Source organism: Streptomyces sp. NPDC093544 (genome assembly GCF_040683495.1).
Taxonomy (GTDB): domain Bacteria; phylum Actinomycetota; class Actinomycetes; order Streptomycetales; family Streptomycetaceae; genus Streptomyces.
In genome coordinates this window covers 195,714-218,420 of the sequence record NZ_JBFBEA010000018.1, presented here as the reverse complement: position 1 = coordinate 218,420, position 22,707 = coordinate 195,714, and the positions used below count along the sequence as shown (strand labels likewise).

Genomic DNA, 22,707 nt, shown 5'->3' with positions numbered 1-22,707 from the left:
GCGTCACCGGACCCCCGCATCCTGCCCAACGCCTGATCCGGCGGCGACGGGCGGATGTACCGGCCCCCGGCCCCGACCCACCCACCGGACCCCAGGCGCAACGACCCCGCCGCCAAACCGCAGACGCAACGGCCCCGCCGCCGGCGACCGCTCACGCCCCGTAGAACAACTCGTCCACCAGCGCCCGAGCCCGCCGAGTAGTCCGCCGATAGTCGTCCAGCATGTCCCCCACATGCCCAGGCCCATACCCCAAGTACCGCCCCACGGCAGCCAGTTCCCGCCCGTCCGAGGGAAACGTATCCCCGGCCCGCCCCCGCACCAGCATCACCGCGTTCCGCACCCGCGTGGCCAACACCCACGCCTCATCCAGAACCGCCGCGTCCTCCCCGCCCAACAGCCCCGCCGCACAAGCCGCGGCAAGACCACCCCGCGTCCGGGTGGTCCGCAACCCCGGCTCCGCCCACCCATGCCGAAGCTGCATCAGCTGCACGGTCCACTCGACGTCGGACAACCCACCCCGCCCCAGCTTGGTGTGCAGCGTGGGATCCGCCCCGCGAGGCATTCGCTCCGACTCCATACGGGCCTTCAGCCGCCGAATCTCCCGTACGGCATCGTCCCCGAGCCCCTCCGCCGGATACCGCAGCGGATCGATCAGTTCAATGAACCGCCGCCCCAAGTCTTCGTCCCCCGCGACGACTTCGGCCCGAAGCAACGCCTGCGCCTCCCACACCAGCGACCAGCGCCGGTAGTAAGCCTCATAAGAACGGAGTGTCCGTACGAGCGGCCCCGACTTCCCCTCGGGCCGCAGATCGGCGTCGATCAACAATGGCGGATCCGCACTGGAAATCTGAAGCAGCCGCCGCATCTCGGAGACAACCGCGTTGGCGGCCCGAGACGCCTCGTGCTCATCGACACCGTCCCGGGGCTCATGCACGAACAGCACATCGGCATCGGACCCGTAGCCCAGCTCATGCCCCCCGAACCGCCCCATGCCGATGACCGCGAACCGAGTCGGCAGGGTCTCCCCCCACCCGGCCCGCACGACGGCCCGCAGCGTCCCCGCAAGGGTCGCCGCCGTCAGATCGGACACGGCCCCGCCGACGCGATCCACCAGCGCGCCCTGGTCGGCGACGGCCGGGTGCTCCTCGGTGCCGTAGGAGGCGACGATGTCCATCGCCGCCGTACGGAACAGCTCACGCCGGCGCACTCCACGCGCCGCCGTGACGGCCTGCTCGCCTCCGCCGGCCCGCCCCACGGCCGCGAGGATCTCCTGCTCCAGATGGGCACGGGGCCGCGGTTCGAGCCCGCCCCTCCCCCCGTCCCCGTCGCCGAGCAGCGCGACCGCCTCCGGGGCGCGCAGCAACAGGTCGGGGGCGAGTCGCCCGGCGGACAGCACCCGCGCCAGGTTCTCGGCAGCGGCGCCCTCGTCCCTCAACAGCCGCAGATACCAAGGGGTCTTGCCCAACGCGTCGGACACCTTGCGGAAGTTGAGCAGCCCCGCGTCGGGATCGGCGGAATCCGCGAACCACCCCAACAGCACGGGCAACAGCGTCCGCTGAATCGCGGCCTTCCTCGAGACCCCGGAAGCCAGCGCCTCCAGGTGCCGCAGCGCCGCGGCCGGATCGGCGTACCCGAGCGCGACAAGCCGCTCGCGGGCCGCACCGGCACTCAACCGCGTCTCCCCCGGCGCGAGTTGGGCGACGGCATCGAGCAGTGGCCGGTAGAAGAGCTTCTCGTGCAGTCGCCGTACGACGGCGGCGTGCCGCTTCCACTCGCGGTTCAGCTCGGCGACCGGATCGGCGCGCAGGCCGAGCGACCGGCCGATGCGCCGCAGATCGGTGTCCTCCTCGGGCACCAGATGGGTCCGCCGCAGCCGATAGAGCTGAATGCGGTGCTCCATCGACCGCAGAAATCGGTACGCCTCGTCGAGCTGCACGGCATCCGCACGGCCCACATACCCGCCGGCCGCGAGCGCCTTCAGCGCGTCAAGGGTGGTCCCACTCCTCAGTGACGTATCGGCCCGCCCGTGCACCAACTGCAGCATCTGCACGGCGAATTCGACATCCCGCAACCCCCCGGGCCCGAGTTTCAGCTCGCGGTCGACCTCGGCGACGGGGATGTTCTCCACCACCCGGCGCCGCATCCTCTGCACGTCGGGGACGAAGTTCGCGCGCTCGGCGGCGTGCCAGACGAGGGGCGCGAGCGTGGCGACGTACTCCTCGCCGAGCTTGAGGTCCCCGGCCACCGGTCGCGCCTTGAGGAGCGCCTGGAACTCCCAGGTCTTGGCCCACCGCTGGTAGTACGCGAGGTGGCTGCTGAGGGTCCGCACGAGCGGCCCGTTCCTGCCCTCGGGCCGCAGGTTCGCGTCGACGGGCCAGATACTGCCCTCGACAGTGGTCTCGGAACAGATCCGCATCAGATGCGAGGCAAGCCGACTGGCAGCCTGAATCGCCTTACGCTCATCAGCCCCCTCCACCGCCTCGCCCACAAAGATCACATCGACGTCGGACACGTAATTGAGCTCGTGGCCACCGCACTTGCCCATCGCGACGACGGCGAGCCGGCACAGCGCGGCGTCGTCGGGCGCGTCGGCCTGCGCGATGGCGAGCGCGGCACGCAAGGTCGCCGTCGCGAGGTCGGCGAGCTCGGCGGCGGTCTGTGCGAGATCGGTGGTGCCGCACACGTCACGGGCGGCGATGGACAGCAGGCAGCGCCGGTAGGAAACCCTCAGGGACACCGGATCCGTCGCCGAGGCGAGCCCCCGCTCGAACTCCTCCACTCCGGGGTGCAGGTCCTGCGGCTCGTACCGCACAAGCTCCTGCCAGTCGCGCGGGTGCCGGGCGAGATGGTCGCCGAGCGCGGCGGAGGCCCCGAGCACCCCGAGCAGCCTGTCCCGCAGCGGCTTCGCCGCGATGAGCGTGTCAAGCAGTTCCCGCCGCGCCGCCTGCCCGTCCTGCGCCTCGACGAGCCGTACGAGCCCGAGCAGCGCCAGATCGGGGTCGGCGGTGGCCCCCAACGCGTCGAGAAGCACCGGGTCGGCCTTTATGGGCGCCAGCTCAGCACTCTCCAGAAGCCGCTCGGCGCCCGACGGATCAGTGAAACCGTGCCGCAGCAGCCGAGTGAAGGTACTGCTCCTGCGCCCCGGCGCCGTCATCCCCGGCCCTCCCGTCGGATCAAGGTCGTATACGGACTTGAGCGTAACCGGAGACCTGGTGGGAAGCGCCGGGGCGGGCGCCACGGCCGGGACCGATGACTTCGCCCGCTGTGCGAGGTCTCCTTTACAGCGGGACCATGTCGACCCAGGAGGACCCCCATGCCCGAAACGCAACCGCAGACCGAGCTGGACCCGCGCTACGGCAGCCCCGGAGCGACGCCGACCCCCTGGCCGCAGGCCCTGGAGCGGCTGGCCGCGGCCGAGCTGTACTGGCTGTCGACGGTACGGCCGGACGGGCGGCCGCATGTGACGCCGCTGATCGGCGTCTGGCAGACGGGTCGCTGCCGGGGGTCTGGGGGTATCCCCCAGTAAGCACAGCACGACGGGTGTGCAGGAGCGCAAGGCGCACAACCTTGCCGAGAACCCGGAGGTGGTCCTCACCACGGGCACCAACACCTGGGCCGAGGGTTACGACCTCGTCGTCGAGGGCGAGGCGGTCCGTGTGTCGGACGACGCCCTGTTGCGCGGCCTGGCCAAGGCGTGGGAGGAGAAGTACGGCGCCGAGTGGCACTTCGACGTACAGGAGGACGGGACGTTCGACGGAGGCGGCGGCCCCGCTCTTGTCTTCGCTGTGGCGCCCCGCACCGTTTTCGGATTCGGTAAGGGAGAGCCGTTCAGCCAGACGCGCTGGCGGTTCGAGTAATCCAGTAGACCCAGTACATGGCGCCGTTCGACATACGACGTACGGCATACGACAAAGGAGTCGCCCCATGGACATGACCCTCGAAGTGATCCTGCTGCCGGTCACCGACGTGGACCGGGCCAAGGAGTTCTACCGGGACAAGGTCGGCTTCCATGTCGACCTCGACGGAGAGGTGATGGAGGGCGTACGGATCGTGCAGCTGACGCCGCCCGGTTCCGGGTGTTCCATCGCTCTCGTCGACGGCCTCCCGATCCCGACGGGGACGCCGCAGCCGGGGACGTACCACGGGATGCAGCTCTGCGTGGAGGACGCCAAGGCGGCGTACGAGGAGCTGAGGGAGCGCGGTCTCGACGTCAGCGAGCCGCAGGCGTACTCACCGCAGGACGGCGCCACGTTCATGTACTTCAAGGACCCGGACGGCAACGGCTGGGCGATCCAGGAGTACCGCCAGCGGGCGACACGGCCCCTGCACCAGCTGCTCAGCGAACTGGCCGCGCAGCGCCAGTAGTTCACCGTCGACGAACACGGCGACACGACACTGGAAGCCGCATCGCCCGAGCGCCCCGGCTTGCCTTGCGACAGCGTAGGGGGACAAGAAGCCTTGAGCCCGCTTTCCGGCGGAGCCGCCCTCACCGAACCCCAGCTCACCCGCCGGCTCGCCGACCTGGGGATCGGTGAGGGCGGCGTCCTGCTGGCGCACGCTTCCCTGCGCTCCCTCGGAAAGGTCGAGGGAGGAGCTGCCACCGTGCTGCACGCGCTACGCCGCGCGCTCGGCCCCGACGGCACCCTGGTCGTTCCCGCGTTCACCTCGGACAACTCCGATACGTCGGCCGCCCACAGGGAACGTGTCCGTGGCCTGAGCGACGAAACCCGAACCGCCTTCCGGGAGCGCATGCCGCCGTTCGACCCGGCGACCACCCCGTCGACCGGCATGGGCATCCTGGCCGAGACGACCCGGCTCCACCCGGAGTCCCTGCGCAGCGCCCACCCCCAGACCTCGTTCGCCGCCCTCGGCCCCCACGCCGCGCTGGTGACCGACGACCACCGCCCCGACTGCCACCTGGGCGAGAAGTCACCGCTGGCCCGGCTCTACGAGCTCCGCGCCCAGATCCTGCTGCTCGGCGTCGGCTTCAACCGGTGCACCGCTTTCCACCTCGGCGAATACAGAGTCGACTCCCCTCCGCATCGCTCCTACAGGTGCGTGGTCCGGCTGGCCGGCCGACGCCAGTGGTGGGAGTACGACGATGTCGCCTTGGACGACAGCGATTTCGCCACCCTGGGCGCGGAATTCGAGCGCGCGACCCTGGGATCCGCCGTACGAACCGGCACGGTGGGGGCGGCCCGGTGCCGGCTGGTGAGTCTCGTGGACGCCGTCGACCACGCGCGGGGGTGGTTTCCCGAGCATCGCGCCATCGGCCCCTAGTTCTGTGGCGGACCTGCGGGGCGTCCCGTACGTCCCGTACGTCCTCTGCAACGACATGGCATGCGAGGCCGGCACATGTCCGGTTCTACGCGGCCGGTGCCGCCAGGCGGAAGCCCACGCCGATCGCTTCGAGATCCGGCTCGTAGGCGCCGTGCCGGCGGGCGCACCGGGCCAGGTCCCGGTCGTGGCGGAACGCGCCGCCTCGGGTGATGTGCCGGTCGAAGGCCCAGTCCTCGGTGTTCGGCACCTGGGCGGGCGCGCCGGGGTAGGGGGCGTAGAGGGTGGAGGTCCACTCGTCGGCGTTACCCGCCATGTCCAGCACCCCGAAGGGGCTGGCGCCCTCGAGGAACGAACCAACTGCCGTCGTGGTGCCGATACCGAGGTCCACCAGATTGGCCAGGCCGGTGCGGTACTCCGCACCCCAGGGGAACTCCCGGCCGTCGTCGCCCCGCGCGGCGCGCTCCCACTCGTCCTCCGTGGGCAGCCGTACCTCAAGGCCGTCGAGCCGTTCCCCGAGCCACCGGCAGTAGGCCGTCGCCGCCTCCCAGTCGACCCCGATGACCGGGTGGTCCGCCGGCGCCCGTGGGACCGGCCGGCCGGTGGCCGCTGCGAAGCGGGTCCACTGGCCGACCGTGACCGGTGTACGGGCGATCCGGAACGCCGGGACGTGGATCTCCGCGCGCGGGGCTTCCTTCATGTACCACTCCGCCGGCACCCCGGTGTCCGCATAGCGGCGGGCCACCGCCGCCACCTCGCCGGCCGGCGTCCCCCGACGCAGCAACCCGGCCGGAACCCCGACCCAGTTCACCTGCTCCACCCGCATGTCTCCTCCTCGGCTCGATCGGACAACCCCCATGATCACCTCGGTGGTCGGGGCGGGCATCGGCCGACGGACCCATTTCGAGACCGACCTTGGAACCAGGGCTTCGGGGCACGGACAGGAGTCGGCGTCAGGCGGAAGTCGATCCCACCGGGACGGCCTCCTCGTTGAAGCTCGCGATGTCCTCCAACAGTTTCGCCAGCATGTCCTCCCGGCTGTGGGCGACAACTCCCAGGCCGATCTTGCCGGTTCGCCACGGGGCGTCGTCCCGGGCCGGATACTCCAGCTGCACGAAGGGGAAGAGCTCTTCGAGGTCCTCCTTGCGCAGTGTGCTTCCGGAGTCCTGGCGGAGATGGATGTAGCCGTGCAGCTGCTCGGGTTCGTGAGGTGCCACGTTGGCCTTCTCGCCGAGCGAAATACTCACCTCCGCGTCGAAGAGGTTGACGCCGTAGGTCATCTCCAGCAGTTCGGGGTACTGCGTTCCGCTCAGCCGCATGGCGCACTCGCTGAAGGCGGTCCGCTCCTCGTTCTCGAACGCCTCCATGTGGAAGATGCAGTCGGGGGTTTCGAGGGACGCGAGGCTCTTCTCCGCCAGCGCGACCGCACGCCGGAGCGACTCCGCGGACTGTTCGGGGGACGCGATGTAGTCGACCAGGACGTGTCCCGCGGCGAGCTGTACGAGCGGCTCCCGGTAGCGGCCAAGGGCCGCCCACTGCAAGGCGCCGTCCTGCCAGATCCCGTCCACGTGCAGTTCCCGGCCGGAGACGAACGATTCGGCGACGAAGGCGACGTCCGAGGACTGGGTCGCCAGCGTTCCGAGGAACCGGTGCTTCTCGCTCGCGAGGAGCAGCTCGTGGAACTGATCCTCGCTGCGCACGACCGAGGTCCTGATGGAGCCGAAACCCGCCGCCGGCTTGACCACGAAGGGAAGTCCGAGGGCGCGGGACAGCTCGTCGAACCGGGTACGGGATGTGACGTACCGGCACCGGGCCCGGGGGATGTCGGCGGCGAGCTTGCTCTTCTGCTGGTACTTGTCGCGGAACACGGAGGCACGGGCGTGGTCCCGGCACCCCGGCAGCCTCAGCTCGTCTCGCAGGACGGCGGCGCTGAACACCCCCTGCTCGTGTCCGGTCACGACGCCCTTCACGTCCGACAGGTCGCTGCTCGCGACCGCTCGCAGGACTTCCTGGACGTCCTCCAGGTCGCTGACCCGGCAGAACTGTCCCTCCTTCAGGCCCGGGACGTCCTTCTCCACGACGAAGAACGGCACCTCGCCGTGGCGCTCGATGGCTTCGGCCAGAGGCTGGCGGTAGCCCAGCAGGATCACAGTCGACATATCAGAGCACTCTTTCTGTGAGTCACGATGTTTCGAGAACGGGAGAACTCGATAGCGGGAGAACTCAAGAACAGGAGATGGGGAGGGGATTTACGGGATCTGGACGAGAGCGGACCGCAGTTCCTCCACCTCGAAGTCCGTCATCCCGCTCTCCCGGGCCCACAGGTCCCAGCCGCCCCAGGTGCTCGACACGTGGTCGAGCAGTTTCTCCATGGCGTGCGGGGGCGCGTGGTGGACCTCGGGCGGCAGCAGGTTCATGGCGGCCTCGGCGCTGGGACTGCTGCCGTAGAGCTCCATGATGTTCGCGAACGCGGCGTCGGAGCGGTGGTAGTCGGCCACGATGACCTCGTGGGTGGCGCCGAGAAGCCCGAGGAGCGCGGCCACGAGGACTCCGGTGCGGTCCTTTCCCGCAGTACAGGCGATGAGCACCCCTCCTGCGGCGAGCGCACGTGTCACAGTCCTGAGCGCGTCGACCAGATCGGCGGAGCACTCGTCCAGCAAGTGCCCGTAGGTGACAGGGAGCAGATCGTCGACGGGGATCCGGCTCAGGTCCGGGATCGCCGTTCCCAGGGGGATCCGGTAGAGGGTCTGCGCCGCGGACACGGGGGCGGTCCCGTCCATGCCCGCCTCGCGCTCGGAGCGGAGGTCGACGATGCCGTGGATGCCGAACTCGGTCCCGAGCTCGCGCAGTCGGGCCGCGTCGAGCAGATGGAGGCCGGCTCCACGGAACAGTGCCCGCGGCGCTATGCATCCTTTCAACACCGGTGTTCCGCCCAGATCACGGAAGTTGACGGGGTCGCGCATCATCAGTTCCCCCTGGGGCGAGAAGGTCCGGAGCGCGCTGCGCCCATGTGTGGTGTCACCATTCGACGTTCAGACCCTCCACGCCGTAGACGAAGGCGCCGTCGGCGAACAGGGGAGGCGCCCCGTCCGGGGGAAGGCGCATGTTCGGAAAGAGCCTGGGCAGCGTCTCGAACACCGCGCGCAGTTCCGCACGGGCGAGGGTGTGGCCGAGGCACAGATGCAGGCCGTAGCCGAAGGCCAGATGCCGCGGTCCGACGCGCTCCGGGTGGATCCGCTCCGGCGCGCCGAACACGGCGGGATCGTGGTTGGCCCCGGCGAGCAGCGCGATGACCCCCTCGCCGGCGCGGATCAGCGTGCCGGACAGCACACCTCACCCGCGTGTACCGGAAACTCTCGATCAAGCGGCGGCCGGACCTCTCCAAGGTGCTGGGGTCATCCGGTCTCGGCATCGATCGGCAACACTCCTTCACCGGGAACATCAGCTGACCGCAGGCGCACCGGCCGGGGCAGCAGGTCAGCGGCGGCGGGGCGGCGGCGCACCCCGGAGAGGAGGGCGCCGCCGCCCCGTTCCAGGAGGGGAGACCAGCACGCCGTAGGGCCGACGGTCCACGACCGTCGGCCCTACGTGCCGTTCCGTTCTGGCGGGAAAACCCGCTGACCCTCGCCTACAGCACCGGCAGGTTCTTCCGGAGTTCGAACGCCGTCACCTCGGAGCGGTACTCCTCCCACTCCTGGCGCTTGTTGCGGAGGAAGAAGTCGAAGACGTGCTCGCCGAGGGTTTCGGCGACGAGCTCGCTGCGTTCCATGAGGGTCAGGGCCTCGCCGAGGTTCTGGGGCAGGGGCTCGATGCCCATGGCGCGGCGCTCGGCGTCGGAGAGGGCCCAGACGTCGTCGTCGGCGCCCGGCGGGAGCTCGTAGCCCTCTTCGATGCCCTTGAGGCCGGCGGCGAGGAGCATCGCGTACGCCAGGTAGGGGTTCGCGCCCGAGTCGAGGGAGCGGACCTCCACTCGCGCGGAGCCCGTCTTGCCCGGCTTGTACATCGGGACGCGGACGAGGGCCGAGCGGTTGTTGTGGCCCCAGCAGATGTACGAGGGTGCCTCGCCGCCGGCGCCCGCGGTGCGCTCCGAGCCGCCCCAGATGCGCTTGTAGGAGTTGACCCACTGGTTGGTGACCGCGGAGATCTCCGCGGCGTGCTTCAGCAGGCCCGCGATGAAGGAGCGGCCGACCTTGGAGAGCTGGTACTCCGAGCCGGACTCGTAGAAGGCGTTGCGGTCGCCCTCGAAGAGCGAGAGGTGCGTGTGCATGCCCGAGCCGGGGTGCTCGGAGAACGGCTTGGGCATGAAGGTGGCCTGGATGCCCTGCTCCAGCGCGACCTGCTTCATGACCAGGCGGAACGTCATGATGTTGTCCGCCGTGGACAGCGCGTCGGCGTAGCGGAGGTCGATCTCCTGCTGGCCGGGCGCGCCTTCGTGGTGGGAGAACTCGACGGAGATGCCCATCGACTCCAGCATGGTGATCGCCTGGCGGCGGAAGTCCATGCCGACGTTCTGCGGGGTGTGGTCGAAGTAGCCGGAGTTGTCCGCGGGGGTGGGCCGCGTACCGTCCAGCGGGCGGTCCTTCAGCAGGAAGAACTCGATCTCCGGGTGGGTGTAGAAGGTGAAACCCAGGTCGGAGGTCTTGGTGAGGGTGCGCTTGAGGACGTAGCGCGGGTCCGCGAAGGACGGGGAGCCGTCGGGCATCAGGATGTCGCAGAACATCCGGGCCGTGCCCGGGGCCTCCGCGCGCCACGGCAGGACCTGGAAGGTCGAGGGGTCCGGCTTGGCGATCATGTCGGACTCGTATACACGGGCGAAGCCCTCGATCGCGGAGCCGTCGAAGCCGATGCCCTCGTCGAAGGCCTGTTCCAGCTCCGCCGGGGCCACGGCCACCGACTTGAGGAAGCCGAGTACGTCCGTGAACCACAGGCGTACGAACCGGATGTCACGCTCCTCCAATGTCCGGAGCACGAACTCCTGCTGCTTGTCCATCTTCCGCTTCCACCCATCGTTGCTGGTCAGGCCGCCTGCTCCCACGCCTCGGGGACGGTCGGGGCTCCTGAGCATCCCACCACAACACCATTTCATGCGCGTTGCGGACCTTGATCGCCCGGCCTACCGGCGCCTTAACGCCTCGCATACGCCAGGTGTCCTGCTCTGATTCTGCTGCCGGGCCCTGCTCCGAGTCCTGCTGTGGGGCCTGATGCGGGTCCCGCTGTGGGGCCCGATGCGGATCCCGCTGTGGGTCCTGATGCAGGTCCACTCCGAGTCCGCTCCTGGGCCGCCCTGATCCTGCCCCTCTGCCCATCTTGCCTGCTCGGGGGCGCATCTGTAATGGGTGACCCCCCTCCCAGTACGATCAACCGTCCCGGCCGTCCCTCGACGTATAAGGACTCACCATGGGTTCCCCGAAGACCACCAGAAACGCCTCGCGAAAGGCGCGCATAGCGGAGATGCGTCGCGCCGAGCAGTCCCGCGAGCGTCGCAACCGGCTGCTCACGATCACCACCGGCGTGGTCATCATCGTGGCGCTCGGTGCGGGCGGTTTCGCACTCGTCCGGTCGCAGTCCGGCAAGGACGACACGGCGAGCGACTCGAAAGGGGCCCCCGGGCGCTTCGTCACGGGCTCGGACGGTGTGAAGACGTGGAGCGCGAAGCTCTCCCAGACGCATGTCACCAAGACCGTGGACTACCCGATGGAGCCCCCGGTCGGCGGTGACCACAACCAGGTGTGGATGAACTGCAACGGCGACGTCTACACCAAGGCGATCAACAACATGAACGCCGTGCACTCGCTGGAGCACGGCGCGGTCTGGGTGACGTACAACAGCAAGGCCGCGGACGCCGACGTGAAGGCGCTCGCGGAGAAGGTCAAGAAGACCCCGTACACGCTGATGAGCCCCGTCGAGGACCAGAAGGACCCGATCATGCTCAGCGCGTGGGGGAAGCAGCGCACGGTGACGAGCGCGACCGACGCGAACGTCGACAAGTTCTTCGAGTCGTTCGTGCAGGGCGACCAGACGCCGGAGCCGGGTGCCGCCTGCACCGGCGGGCTGTCCAAGTGAGCCGAAGGAACCGGGTCGTACGGATGAAGCAGATCGGGTGGATCTCGGGGGCCGCGGCGGCGGTGCTCGTCGCGGCGGGGGCGATCACGTACGCCGTCGCCGACGGCTCCGGTGACGACTCGGCGGTGGAGATTCCCGCCGCCGATTCCGCGGACGCGGGGTTCGCCCGGGACATGTCGGTCCATCATCAGCAGGCCGTCGAGATGTCGTACATCTTGCGGGACCGCACCAAGGACGTGGAGGTACGGCGTCTCGCCTACGACATCGCGCAGACGCAGGCCAATCAGCGGGGCATGCTGCTGGGCTGGCTCGATCTGTGGGGCCTGCCGAAGGTGTCGTCGGACGGGCCCATGACGTGGATGGGCATGGGCGGTATGGCCTCCGGCGAGGACGGTGCGCTGATGCCGGGCATGGCGACCAACACCGAGCTGAAGAAGCTGAACACGCTGAGCGGCAGGCCGGCCGAGGTCCTCTACCTCCAGCTGATGACCGAGCACCACGAGGGCGGGATCCACATGGCCGAGGGCTGCGTGGCGAAGTGCGAGGTCGACGTGGAGCGCAAGCTCGCGACGGGCATGGTCCAGGCGCAGCAGTCGGAGATCGACCTGATGGCGGATCTGCTGAAGGCGCGGGGGGCGAAGGCGCGTTCATGAGCACAAGGCGCGCGTAACTCCCAAATCCCCTGCGGATACGGTTCCTTGGGCTCTTCTTGGCTCACCCATTGTCCGCCCATTCCCCTGGCATGGACGGTTCATCGCAAGAGTGACCCCTGCGTGATCCATTCCCTGTGCACCCATCTGGCACGAGGAGTTCACGGATCACCGACCGACCACTACATGCGACGAACCGCATCGCAGGGGGTTACATGAGATCCAACCGCGCAGCGTTGCGCGCCGGAGTGAGCATGGCAGCGACACTGCCGCTGCTCGCCGGCGCGCTGGCGCTCGGCATACCCGCGGCCCAGGCCGCGGACGGCCCGAGCCGGGACACCCTCGCGGGCACGAAGCCCACCTGGGCGACGGCCAAGGCGGACAAGGGCGCCACCGCCGACAGTTCCCAGGTCTCCGCCCGGGTCTACCTCGCCGGCCAGGACGCCTCAGGTCTGGCCGCGTACGCCAAGGCAGTGTCCGACCCGGAGTCGGTCTCCTACGGGAAGTACCTCACCGCCACGCAGGTGCAGAATCGCTTCGGCGCCACCAAGGCGCAGGTCGCCGCGGTGACTTCGTGGCTGAAGTCGGCGGGCCTGAAGGTCACCGGCTCCACGGAGCACTACATCTCCGTGACGGGTGACGTCACCGCCGCCGAGAAGGCGTTCGACACCCAGCTGCACAACTACGCCAAGGGCACCAAGACCTACCGCGCGCCGTCGAAGACGGCCTCCGCGCCTGCCGCCCTGAACGGCGCCGTCCTGACCGTCACCGGCCTGGACACCGCCCCGCACAAGGCGACGCACAGCGACACGCTGCCGCCCCCGGACTCCGTGTTCAAGAACTCCGGGCCGTTCTCCTCGTACTACGGCTCGAACACCGCGAGCACGCTGCCGGACGCGTACGGCACGAAGATCCCGTACGCCGTCCAGGGCTACACCGGCAAGCAGTTGCGCGCCGCCTACGGGGCGGGCACGAGCACCGGCAAGGGGGTGCGGGTCGCCATCACCGACGCGTACGCCTCGCCGACCATCGCGTACGACGCGGCCACCTACGCCAAGAAGCACGGCGACGCGAAGTACAGCGGCGGTCAGCTGCGCCAGGTGCTGCCCAGCGACTACACGAAGACCGAGGAGTGCGGCGCCGCGGGCTGGTACGGCGAGGAGACCCTCGACGTCGAGGCCGTGCACGCGGTCGCGCCCGGCGCGAGCATCAGCTACGTCGGCGCCGCCTCCTGCTACGACGACGATCTGCTCGACTCGCTCAACAAGATCGTCGACGGGCACCTCGCCGACATCGTCTCCAACTCCTGGGGCGACATCGAGGCCAACGAGACGACCGACATCGCGGCCGCCTACGACCAGACCTTCCAGCTCGGCGCGGTCGAGGGCATCGGCTTCTACTTCTCCTCCGGCGACAACGGCGACGAGGTCGCCAACACCGGTACGAAGCAGGTCGACACCCCGGCCAACTCGGCTTGGGTGACGGCGGTCGGCGGTACCTCGCTGGCGGTCGGCAAGGGCGACAAGTACCAGTTCGAGACCGGCTGGGGCACCGAGAAGGCCGCGCTGTCCACGGACGGCACGAGCTGGACGGACTTCCCCGGCGCGTTCACCTCGGGCGCGGGCGGCGGCACCAGCAAGACGGTGGCGGAGCCCTACTACCAGAAGGGTGTTGTCCCGGCCTCGCTGGCCAAGGCCAACAGCACCGCGGGCAACCGCGTCGTCCCGGACATCTCGGCCGTCGCCGACCCCAACACCGGTTTCAAGGTCGGCCAGACGCAGACCCTGCCGGACGGGACGCAGGCGTACAGCGAGTACCGGATCGGCGGCACCTCGCTCGCCGCGCCGGTGATCGCGGCCGTCCAGGCGCTGGCCCAGCAGACGCGCGGCGGCAAGGCGATCGGCTTCGCCAACCCGGTGATCTACGCCAAGTACGGCTCGAAGGCGTACCACGACGTCACGGACAACCCCACGGGGTCCGGGCTCGCCGTGGCGCGCGTCGACTTCGTCAACGGCTACGACGCGACGGACGGTCTCCTCACCTCCGTACGCAGCCTCGGCAAGGACAGCTCGCTGAAGGCCGTACGCGGTTACGACGACGTCACAGGGGTGGGCACGCCCGCGAGCGGCTACATCCAGTCGTTCCGGCGCCACTGAGGTCCACACGGTAGTTCCCCGCGCCCGCCCCCGACGGAGGTCTCGTCGGGGGCGGGCGTACGTCCAAGGGCCGGGCGTACGTCCAAGGGCCGGGCGTACGTCCAAGGGGCGGGCGTACGTCCAAGGGGCGGGCGTACGTACAGGGGGCGCGAGGTGTCGCCGGGCGCCCCCCACCCCATCGCGTCGCTCTGACGATTACACTGACCCTCGTGCCTCCACTGAACTTCCGGTCGCTCTACCAGCACGGCTTCGCACGCGTCGCCGCCTGCACGGGCCACACCGTCATCACGGACCCGCACGCCAACGCCGAGGCGGTGCTGCGCCACGCACGCAGGTGCGCCGCGGAGGGCGTGGCCGTCGCCGTCTTCCCGGAGATGGTGCTGTGCGGCTACTCCATCGAGGATCTGCTGCTCCAGGACGCGCTGCTCGACCAGGTCGAGGAGGCGCTCCAGACCGTGGTGGCGGGGTCGGCCCAGCTGCTGCCGGTCCTGCTCGTCGGTGCCCCGCTGCGCCACCGCAACCGGGTCTACAACTGCGCGGTGGTCGTGCATCGCGGCCGCGTCCTCGGCGTCGTGCCCAAGTCGTACCCGCCGAACTACCGGGAGTTCTACGAACGTCGGCAGATCGCCGCCGGCGACGACGAGCGCGGCGGCACGATCCTGGTCGGCGGGGAATCGGTGCCGTTCGGCGTGGACCTGCTGTTCGCGGCGGACGACGTCCCCGGTCTGGTGCTGCACACGGAGATCTGCGAGGACATGTGGGTGCCGGTGCCGCCGAGCGCCGAGGCGGCCCTGGCGGGCGCGACCGTCCTCGCCAACCTCTCCGGTAGCCCGATCACCGTCGGCCGGGCCGAGGACCGCAAACTGCTGTGCCGCTCGGCGTCATCGCGCTGCCTCGCCGCGTACGTCTACGCGGCGGCGGGCCTCGGCGAGTCGACCACCGACCTGTCCTGGGACGGCCAGACCCTGATCTACGAGAACGGGGTGCTGCTGGCCGAGTCCGAGCGCTTCCCGCTCGACGACCAGTTCGCCGTCGCCGACATCGATCTCGACCTGCTGCGGCAGGAGCGGCAGCGGATGGGCACCTTCGACGACAACCGCCGTACACACGCCTCCCGTACGGCCGACTTCCGGACCGTGTCGTTCCCACTCGACCCGCCCACCGGGGACCTGGGCCTGCGGCGGCGTATCGAGCGCTTCCCGTTCGTGCCCGCGGATCCCGACCGGCTGGCCCTGGACTGTTACGAGGCATACAACATCCAGGTCGCGGGGTTGCAGCAGCGGCTCGCGTCGATCGGTGGCGCGAAGGTGGTCATCGGGGTGTCCGGCGGGCTCGACTCCACGCACGCGCTGATCGTCGCCGCTCGCGCGATGGACCGCGCGGGCCGTCCGCGCAGCGACATCCTGGCCTTCACGATGCCCGGCTTCGCGACCAGCGACCACACCAAGGGCAACGCGCACAAGCTGATGGCCGCCCTCGGCGTCACCGCGGCCGAGCTGGACATCACGTCGACCGCCCGGCTGATGCTGAAGGAGATGGGTCACCCGTTCGGCTCCGGCGAGCCGGTGTACGACGTCACCTTCGAGAACGTCCAGGCCGGACTGCGCACCGACTACCTGTTCCGGCTCGCCAACCAGCGCGGCGGCATCGTGCTCGGGACCGGTGACCTCTCCGAGCTGGCGCTCGGCTGGTCCACCTATGGCGTGGGCGACCAGATGAGCCACTACAACGTCAACTCGGGCGTGCCGAAGACGCTGATCCAGCATCTGATCCGCTGGGTCATCGGCACCGGCGAGTTCGGCGAGGAGGCCGGCAAGATCCTCGCCGCGATCCTCGACACCGAGATCAGCCCGGAACTCGTACCGGGCGAGGAGATGCAGTCCACCGAGTCCAAGATCGGCCCGTACGCGCTGCACGACTTCACCCTGTTCCACGTGCTGCGCTACGGCTTCCGGCCGTCGAAGATCGCCTTCCTGGCCTGGCACGGCTGGCACGACGCGGACGCCGGTGCCTGGCCGCCGGGCTTCCCCGAGGCCAAGCGGGTGGCGTACGACCTGCCGGAGATCCGGCAGTGGCTGGAGGTGTTCTGCCGTCGCTTCTTCGCGTTCGCGCAGTTCAAGCGCTCGGCCATGCCGAACGGGCCGAAGGTCTCGGCGGGCGGTTCGCTGTCGCCGCGGGGCGACTGGCGGGCGCCGTCGGACAGCTCGGCGACGGTCTGGCTGCGTGACCTGGCCCGCTTCGACTAGGCCGTTTTCGCCCCCGCCGCCCCTACCCGTCCCGTCCCTAGGGGGCGCTGCCCCCTTCGACCCCCGTTTTCGGGGGCCGGCCCCCGGACCCCCGCTCCTCAAACGCCGGAGGGGCTGAGTCTTCGCCGGCCGGGGGCTCGATCTTTCAGCCCGTCCGGCGTTTGAGGACGAGGCCCCTTCAGGGCCAAAGCGGGGGTCTGGGGCGGCAGACCCCAGAGATGGGACGGGCAGGGGCGGCGGGGCGAGACTCAGTGGTGCACCGACTCCGACAGCTCCGGCACGTGGGAGGCGACCACGCGTTCCCGCCCCGGCACCACCCGCCGGCGCCGGTCCACCGCATACGCGACCCCCGCAACACCCAGCCCCAGCACGGCCAGCCCCGCGCCCACGACCGCCGGGGACGTCACCCCGAAGCCCGCTGCCAGCGCAAGGCCTCCTACCCAGGCCCCACCCGCGTTCGCCAAGTTGAACGCCGCCTGGTTCGCCGAAGACGCCAACGACGGGGCCGACGACGCCTTCTCCATCACCATCAGCAGCAGCGGCGAACTGGTCACGAACGACGCCGTACCGAGCAGGACCACCGCGAGCGCGGCGCTCCACGCCGTCCCCATCAGTACCGGGAACAGCGCCAGGACCACCGCGAGCGAGACGAGGCCGCCGAAGAGCGTGCCCCGCATCGACCGGTCCGCCAGACGCCCGCCCAGCAGGTTGCCCGCCGTGGCGCCGACACCGAACAGCGCAAGCAGCAGGGTCACGCTGGAGTCGGCGTACCCGGCGGCGTCCGTCAGCATCGGCGTGATGTAGCTGTACGCGGCGAACAGCGCGCCGAAGCCGGCGACCGTCGTGCCGAGGGCCAGCCAGACCGGGAGCGAGCGCAGGGCGGCCAGTTCGCCGCGCAGGCCCGCGGCGGGCGCGCTGGTGCCGTCGTGGGGGACGAGGAGCGCCAGGGACACCACGGCCAGCAGGCCGATCACGCTGACGCCGAGGAAGGTGGAGCGCCAGCCCATGTGCTGGCCCATGAGCGTGGCCACCGGGACACCCACGATGTTCGCGACCGTCAGGCCCAGGAACATCAGGGAGACGGAGCGCGCCTTGCGCTCGGGGGTCACCAGGCCGGTGGCGACGACGGCGCCCACGCCGAAGAAGGCGCCGTGCGGCAGGCCGCTGAGGAAGCGGGCGGCCAGCAGCCAGTGGTAGTCGGGGGCGAAGGCGGAGAACGCGTTGCCCGCGACGAAGAGGAGCATGAGGGCTATCAGGACCTTGCGGCGGGACATCCGTGCCGTGGCCGCGGCCAGGAGCGGGGCGCCGATGACGACACCGAGGGCGTACGCGGAGACCAGGTGACCGGCGACGGGAATCGATATGTGCAGGTCGTCCGCGACTTCGGGCAGCAGGCCCATCATCACGAACTCGGTGGTACCGATGCCGAAGGCGCCCACGGCTAGGGCGAGCAGGGCCAGGGGCATGAGAGGCCTTTCAGGGGAGCGGAGGGCGCGCGGAGGTGCGTGGGGACGTACGTGCGCGCGGGGCTGCGCCCGTGCACACCGGCGTGCACGGGACGCGTAAGTTCACTTGAGGAACAAAGCCTCTCAGGCTCAGTATTCCAAGAGGTTAAGACCCGGTTGCGGAGATCTTCACGCGGGCGGCGATCGGAAGGTGATCGCTGGCGGTCCTCGGCAGGGTCCACGAGGTCACCGGCTCGATCCCCTTGACCATGATCTGGTCGATCCGGGCCATCGGGAACGCCGCGGGCCAGCTGAAGCCGAAGCCGCTGCCCGCCGCGCCCTGTGTGGAGCGCATCTGCGCGGTGACGGCGTTGAGCGCGCGGTCGTTCATCGTGCCGTTGAGGTCGCCGAGCAGGACGACCTGCTTGATCGGGTCGTCGGCGATCGCCTCGCCCAGCGCGTCGGCGCTCTTGTCGCGCTGGCGGGCCGTGAACCCGGCCTCCAGCTTCACCCGTACCGAGGGCAGGTGGGCGACGTACACGGCGATCGGGCCCTCCGGCGTCGTCACCGTGGCCCGCATCGCGCGCGTCCAGCCCAGCTTGATGTCCACGGGCAGGGAGTCGGACACCGGGTACTTGCTCCACAGGCCGACGGTGCCCTGCACCGAGTGGTACTTGTACGTCGACGCGAGCGCCTTCTCGTACGTCGGGACCGCGGTGGCCGTCAGCTCTTCGAGGGCCACGACGTCGGCGCCGGACGCGGCCACGTCACCGGCGGTGCCCGACGGGTCCGGATTGTCCGCGTTGACGTTGTGCGTGGCGACGGTCAGGTTCCCGGCGCCACCGTGCTTGTCGGTGAGGAGTCCGCCGAAGAGGTTCAGCCAGACGATCGCGGGCAGCAGCACGGCGATCAGGGCGGTCACCGACTTCCGTACGAAGGCGAGGACCAGCAGCACCGGCACGGCGAGGCCGAACCAGGGCAGGAACGTCTCGGTGAGACTGCCGAGGTTGCCGATCACGTTCGGGATGCGCGAGTGCAGCAGCATCACCAGCGCGAGGATCACCGCGAGCGCGGCGAGAATCAGACCCCGGCGCCAGATGCCGCGGTCGCCGCGCCAGCCGTCGAGCAGACGCCGAAGCCGGGACCCTCTGCGGTCCGGCCCCTGGCCGCCGCTGCCCGTCTCCGTCATATACGCCTGCGCCATACCGTCGCCTCACAACTTGCCGTGCACACCGTCTGCCCCGCGGTTACGACCCTAGGGGATGAACCGTGTCCTTCCCGCCGTCCCATGACGGCCGTACGGGCACGAGGACGCGCAACCTCGCGTCCGGAGTTCCGAATACGGAGGTGGAACGCGTCCCCTGTGACAAAACGCGCACATACACCCCGTCAGAAATCAGCTGAACCGCCGGGTGAGTGGCCGAGTCAACTACGACTTGGCGGGGCGCAGTCCCTCCAGTACCGCGTCCACGATCCGTTCCGCGAGGTCTTCGGGGAGTTCGGCCTGGGGGCGCAGGAGCGCGCGTACGAGCATGGGGCCGACGAACATGTCGTTGAGCAGTTCGATGTCGATGTCTTCGCGGAGTTCGCCGTTCCGCTGTCCGCGGCGCAGGACTTCGAAAGCGATCAGGCGGCGCGGTTCGACGACGGTCGCGTGGTACGCGTCCCAGACCTTGGGGCTGCTCTTCATCTGCGCGTAGACGTTGTGCAGGATCACCGACGACCGGGTGACCAGGCCGCGCTGACGCAACTGCTCCAGGATGACGATCAGGTCCTCGCGCATCGAGGTGCCCGGGAGCTCCAGATCCTGCGGCTCGGCGGAGCGCAGGACGTCGACGAAGAGTGCCTCCTTGCCGCTCCAGCGGCGGTAGATGGTCGCCTTGCCGACACCCGCGGTGCGGGCGACGCGCTCGATGGAGACCTCCCCGAGCGGTACGCCCTCCTCCAGGAGCTTCATCACACCCTCGATGATGGAGCGTTCCACGGCCTCGCTGCGGGGGCGCCCCCTTGGGGAGCCCTCTTGCCTGTCCTGGCTTTCAGCGAGGCTCATTTCGAACTCCGTCCGTTCCTCGGTTGTGGGGGTGATTCTCCCTGGTCTCCCCGTGTGTTGCCCGTGGTTACGACCCCGCGTTCACCAGCTCCTGCTCCTCCTTGTCCTCCTGAGGTGCCGGAGTGCGGCCCGGCAGGAACAGGAACACGATCACCGCGCCGATGACGGCGACGCCCGCGCCGCACAGCGCGGTGACGTGCATGGCGTGCAGGAAGGCGTCGTTGGCGGGGGTGATGAGGGCCTTGCCCTCGGGGCCGAGCCGGGCGGCGACGCCGAGCGTGGCCTCGATGGACTCGCCCGCGGTGTGGCGCAGGCCTGCCGGGACCAGGGAGAGCTTGTCCTCGATGCCGCTGCGGTAGGCCGCGGAGAGCACGGAGCCGAGGACGGCGATACCGAGGGCGCCGCCGACCTGGCGGAAGGTGTTGCTGAGGGCGGACGCGGAGCCCGCCTTCTCACGCGGCAGAGCCTGCATGATCACGACGCTGGTCGGGGTCATGATGTGCGCCATGCCGGTGCCCATGAAGAAGAAGATGACTTCCAGGATCCAGATCGGCGTGTCCGCCTCAAGCGTGGCGAACGCGGCAAGCATCGCGGCGATCATCAGCAGTCCCGCCGTGCAGGTGGCCTTGTTGCCGAAGCGGTCGACGACGAGGCGGGCGCGCGGCGCGAAGATGAGCTGGGCGACGGCGAGCGGCAGCATCAACAGGCCGGTCTGGAGCGGCGAGTAGCCCCGCACGCTCTGCGTGTAGAAGACCGAGAAGAAGGTCACGCCCATCAGCGCGAAGAAGACGAGCGCGATGGCGGACATCGCGGCCGAGAAGACCTTGTTCTTGAAGTAGGTGACGTCGATGGACGGGTGGTCGCTGCGCTTCTCGAAGACGACGAAGCCGACGAGCACCGCAATTCCGGCAGCGATGGTCACCAGGACCGTCGGGTCGGTGAAGTCGGCCAGCTGGCCGCCCTTGATGATGCCGTAGACGAGCAGGACGAGACCGACGACGGACAGGACCACGCCGATCGCGTCGACGCGGCCGGGGTTCGGGTCGCGGGAGTCGGGGACCAGCCACACCATCAGGACGACCGCGAGGATCACGATCGGCACGTTGACCAGGAAGACCGAGCCCCACCAGAAGTGGTCCAGGAGTACGCCGCCGGTGATCGGGCCGATCGCGATGGCGAGGCCGACGCCGCCGGCCCAGATGCCGATGGCCTTGGGCTGCTCGTCGCGCTCGAAGACGTTCATCAGGACGGAGAGGGTGGCGGGCATCACGAAGGCCGCGCCGAAGCCCATCACCGCGCGGAACACGATGAGCTGGACCGGTGAGCCGGACTCCGCGGCCAGCGCCGAACCTATGCCGAACAGGACGAGACCGGCGAGCAGCACCTTCTTGCGGCCGAGCCGGTCGCCGAGGAGGCCCGCGGTGAAGAGCAGTCCCGCGAAGACGAGCGTGTAGGCGTTGATGGCCCACTCCAGCTCGCTCTGGGTGGCGCCAAGACCGACGGGCGCGGGCGTCGAGATCGTCTTGATCGCGACGTTCAGGATCGAGTTGTCGAGCACCACGATCAGCAGGCTCAACATGAGCACGCCGAGGATGGCCCAGCGACGCCTGTGCACCGCCTCGGGCACGTGTCGTTCGGAAGCGGGAGCGGAAGTTGTCATGGCGACAAGCCTAGCGATATTCGATACGACACCGTCTCGTATCGGAAATGCTTTACGGAGACCTTACGAAGGGACCTAGGTCGCAGGGAGGGGGCCCCGCGAGGGGTCTGCGAGTGAGTCTCCGGGCCCGGTCTAGCCGCGGTTGGCACGAGGTGCCACCATGGAGGTGATCCGGGGACGCCGTCAGGGCGCCTCGAGATGACAGAAGGAGCCGTTGCGATGACGCAGATTCCGGCTGCCGCGAAGCAGCCTGCGGAGGGTGTCCGCCCGTCCACCGACAGCAGCAAGGCGCTGTACGGGGGCAAGAGCACCCGCCGCATCACGGTGCGTGACATCACCGCCGCCAAGGAGCGCGGTGAGAAGTGGCCCATGCTCACCGCGTACGACGCGATGACCGCGTCCGTCTTCGACGAGGCCGGCATCCCGGTCATGCTCGTCGGCGACTCGGCCGGCAACGTCCACCTGGGATACGAGACCACCGTGCCCGTCACCATGGACGAGATGACCATGCTGTCGGCCTCGGTCGTACGAGGCACCTCGCGCGCCCTGATCGTGGCCGACCTGCCCTTCGGGTCCTACCAGGAAGGCCCGGTCCAGGCACTCCGCTCGGCCACCCGCCTCGTCAAGGAGGCCGGGGTCGGCGCGGTGAAGCTGGAGGGCGGCGAGCGCTCGCACCGCCAGATCGAGCTCCTTGTGGAGTCGGGGATCCCGGTCATGGCGCACATCGGCCTGACCCCGCAGTCCGTGAACTCCATGGGCTACCGGGTACAGGGCCGCGGCGAGGAAGCCGCCCAGCAGCTGCTGCGCGACGCCAAGGCGGTCCAGGACGCGGGCGCGTTCGCCGTCGTCCTCGAACTGGTCCCGGCGGAGCTGGCCGCGGAGGTCACCCGCACCCTGCACATCCCGACGGTCGGCATCGGCGCGGGCCCCGACACGGACGCGCAGGTCCTCGTGTGGACCGACATGCTCGGCCTGACCGGCGGCAAGATGCCGAAGTTCGTCAAGCAGTACGCCAACCTGCGCGAGGTCATGGGCAACGCGGTGAAGGCGTTCGCCGATGACGTCATCGGCGGAACGTTCCCGTTGGACGAGCACTCCGTGCACTAAGGACCCAAGGTCCACCAAGCCACTGCGGCACCGAGGCGACCCGTCGAACTTCC

17 protein-coding genes and 1 pseudogene are annotated in these 22,707 nt (G+C 69.6%); 8 read left to right on the top strand and 10 right to left on the bottom strand.

Annotated features, from left to right (window positions below; genetic code table 11):
• Positions 1-151: 151 nt before the first annotated feature.
• Entirely contained in the window at positions 152-3,154 is a 3,003-nt protein-coding gene (locus AB0N66_RS27345; RefSeq protein WP_365439830.1) for a bifunctional [glutamine synthetase] adenylyltransferase/[glutamine synthetase]-adenylyl-L-tyrosine phosphorylase, read from the bottom strand.
• Positions 3,155-3,313: 159 nt separating this feature from the next.
• Here AB0N66_RS27345 and AB0N66_RS27340 point away from each other — a divergent pair.
• The 3 genes and pseudogenes from AB0N66_RS27340 (at position 3,314) to AB0N66_RS27330 (ending at position 5,280) form a co-directional block, all read left to right on the top strand.
• Positions 3,314-3,857: pseudogene (locus AB0N66_RS27340) on the top strand (pyridoxamine 5'-phosphate oxidase family protein).
• 67 nt (positions 3,858-3,924) lie between these two features.
• Entirely contained in the window at positions 3,925-4,365 is a 441-nt protein-coding gene (locus AB0N66_RS27335; protein WP_365439828.1) for a VOC family protein, read from the top strand.
• A 93-nt stretch (positions 4,366-4,458) separates the two neighbouring features.
• Positions 4,459-5,280, top strand: coding sequence for an AAC(3) family N-acetyltransferase (locus AB0N66_RS27330; protein WP_365439826.1), 822 nt, complete (start codon positions 4,459-4,461; stop codon positions 5,278-5,280).
• 85 nt (positions 5,281-5,365) lie between these two features.
• Here the strand turns inward: AB0N66_RS27330 and AB0N66_RS27325 are convergent, their stop codons facing one another.
• The 5 genes from AB0N66_RS27325 to AB0N66_RS27305 form a co-directional block, all read right to left on the bottom strand.
• Positions 5,366-6,103 carry an SUMF1/EgtB/PvdO family nonheme iron enzyme gene (locus tag AB0N66_RS27325; protein ID WP_365439824.1) on the bottom strand — a complete coding sequence of 246 codons (738 nt, stop codon included), beginning with the start codon at positions 6,101-6,103 and terminating at the stop codon, positions 5,366-5,368.
• 127 nt (positions 6,104-6,230) lie between these two features.
• Positions 6,231-7,436: an ATP-grasp domain-containing protein gene (locus AB0N66_RS27320; protein WP_365439822.1), complete on the bottom strand. Its 1,206-nt coding sequence runs from the start codon at positions 7,434-7,436 to the stop codon at positions 6,231-6,233.
• Between the two features lie 90 nt (positions 7,437-7,526).
• Complete coding sequence (locus AB0N66_RS27315; protein WP_365439820.1) at positions 7,527-8,243, bottom strand: tyrosine-protein phosphatase; 717 nt, start codon at positions 8,241-8,243, stop codon at positions 7,527-7,529.
• Positions 8,244-8,295: 52 nt separating this feature from the next.
• Complete coding sequence (locus AB0N66_RS27310; protein WP_365439819.1) at positions 8,296-8,607, bottom strand: cytochrome P450; 312 nt, start codon at positions 8,605-8,607, stop codon at positions 8,296-8,298.
• Between the two features lie 298 nt (positions 8,608-8,905).
• Positions 8,906-10,267: a glutamine synthetase family protein gene (locus AB0N66_RS27305; protein ID WP_365439817.1), complete on the bottom strand. Its 1,362-nt coding sequence runs from the start codon at positions 10,265-10,267 to the stop codon at positions 8,906-8,908.
• A gap of 407 nt (positions 10,268-10,674) precedes the next feature.
• Here AB0N66_RS27305 and AB0N66_RS27300 point away from each other — a divergent pair, with 407 nt between their 5' ends.
• From AB0N66_RS27300 to AB0N66_RS27285, 4 genes are all read left to right on the top strand, one after another.
• The gene (locus AB0N66_RS27300) at positions 10,675-11,340 is read left to right on the top strand and encodes a DUF3105 domain-containing protein (protein ID WP_365439815.1); all 666 of its coding nucleotides are present in this window, start codon (positions 10,675-10,677) and stop codon (positions 11,338-11,340) included.
• 23 nt (positions 11,341-11,363) lie between these two features.
• Complete coding sequence (locus AB0N66_RS27295; protein ID WP_365439813.1) at positions 11,364-11,993, top strand: DUF305 domain-containing protein; 630 nt, start codon at positions 11,364-11,366, stop codon at positions 11,991-11,993.
• A 251-nt stretch (positions 11,994-12,244) separates the two neighbouring features.
• Positions 12,245-14,146, top strand: a complete 1,902-nt coding sequence (locus AB0N66_RS27290) for a S53 family peptidase (RefSeq protein ID WP_365439811.1) — start codon at positions 12,245-12,247, stop codon at positions 14,144-14,146.
• Between the two features lie 218 nt (positions 14,147-14,364).
• Positions 14,365-16,392, top strand: coding sequence for an NAD(+) synthase (locus tag AB0N66_RS27285; RefSeq protein WP_365439847.1), 2,028 nt, complete (start codon positions 14,365-14,367; stop codon positions 16,390-16,392).
• Between the two features lie 248 nt (positions 16,393-16,640).
• Here AB0N66_RS27285 and AB0N66_RS27280 read toward each other — a convergent pair whose 3' ends face one another.
• The 4 genes from AB0N66_RS27280 to AB0N66_RS27265 form a co-directional block, all read right to left on the bottom strand.
• Positions 16,641-17,858 carry an MFS transporter gene (locus AB0N66_RS27280; protein ID WP_365439809.1) on the bottom strand — a complete coding sequence of 406 codons (1,218 nt, stop codon included), beginning with the start codon at positions 17,856-17,858 and terminating at the stop codon, positions 16,641-16,643.
• A gap of 145 nt (positions 17,859-18,003) precedes the next feature.
• Positions 18,004-19,041 carry an endonuclease/exonuclease/phosphatase family protein gene (locus tag AB0N66_RS27275; protein WP_365439807.1) on the bottom strand — a complete coding sequence of 346 codons (1,038 nt, stop codon included), beginning with the start codon at positions 19,039-19,041 and terminating at the stop codon, positions 18,004-18,006.
• A gap of 225 nt (positions 19,042-19,266) precedes the next feature.
• Positions 19,267-19,887 carry a TetR/AcrR family transcriptional regulator gene (locus AB0N66_RS27270; RefSeq protein WP_365439805.1) on the bottom strand — a complete coding sequence of 207 codons (621 nt, stop codon included), beginning with the start codon at positions 19,885-19,887 and terminating at the stop codon, positions 19,267-19,269.
• A gap of 67 nt (positions 19,888-19,954) precedes the next feature.
• Positions 19,955-21,547: an MFS transporter gene (locus AB0N66_RS27265; RefSeq protein WP_365439803.1), complete on the bottom strand. Its 1,593-nt coding sequence runs from the start codon at positions 21,545-21,547 to the stop codon at positions 19,955-19,957.
• 219 nt (positions 21,548-21,766) lie between these two features.
• On the opposite strand from AB0N66_RS27265, the gene panB reads away from it, so the two are divergent.
• The gene (panB, locus tag AB0N66_RS27260; RefSeq protein ID WP_365439801.1) at positions 21,767-22,654 is read left to right on the top strand and encodes a 3-methyl-2-oxobutanoate hydroxymethyltransferase; all 888 of its coding nucleotides are present in this window, start codon (positions 21,767-21,769) and stop codon (positions 22,652-22,654) included.
• Positions 22,655-22,707 lie beyond the last annotated feature (53 nt).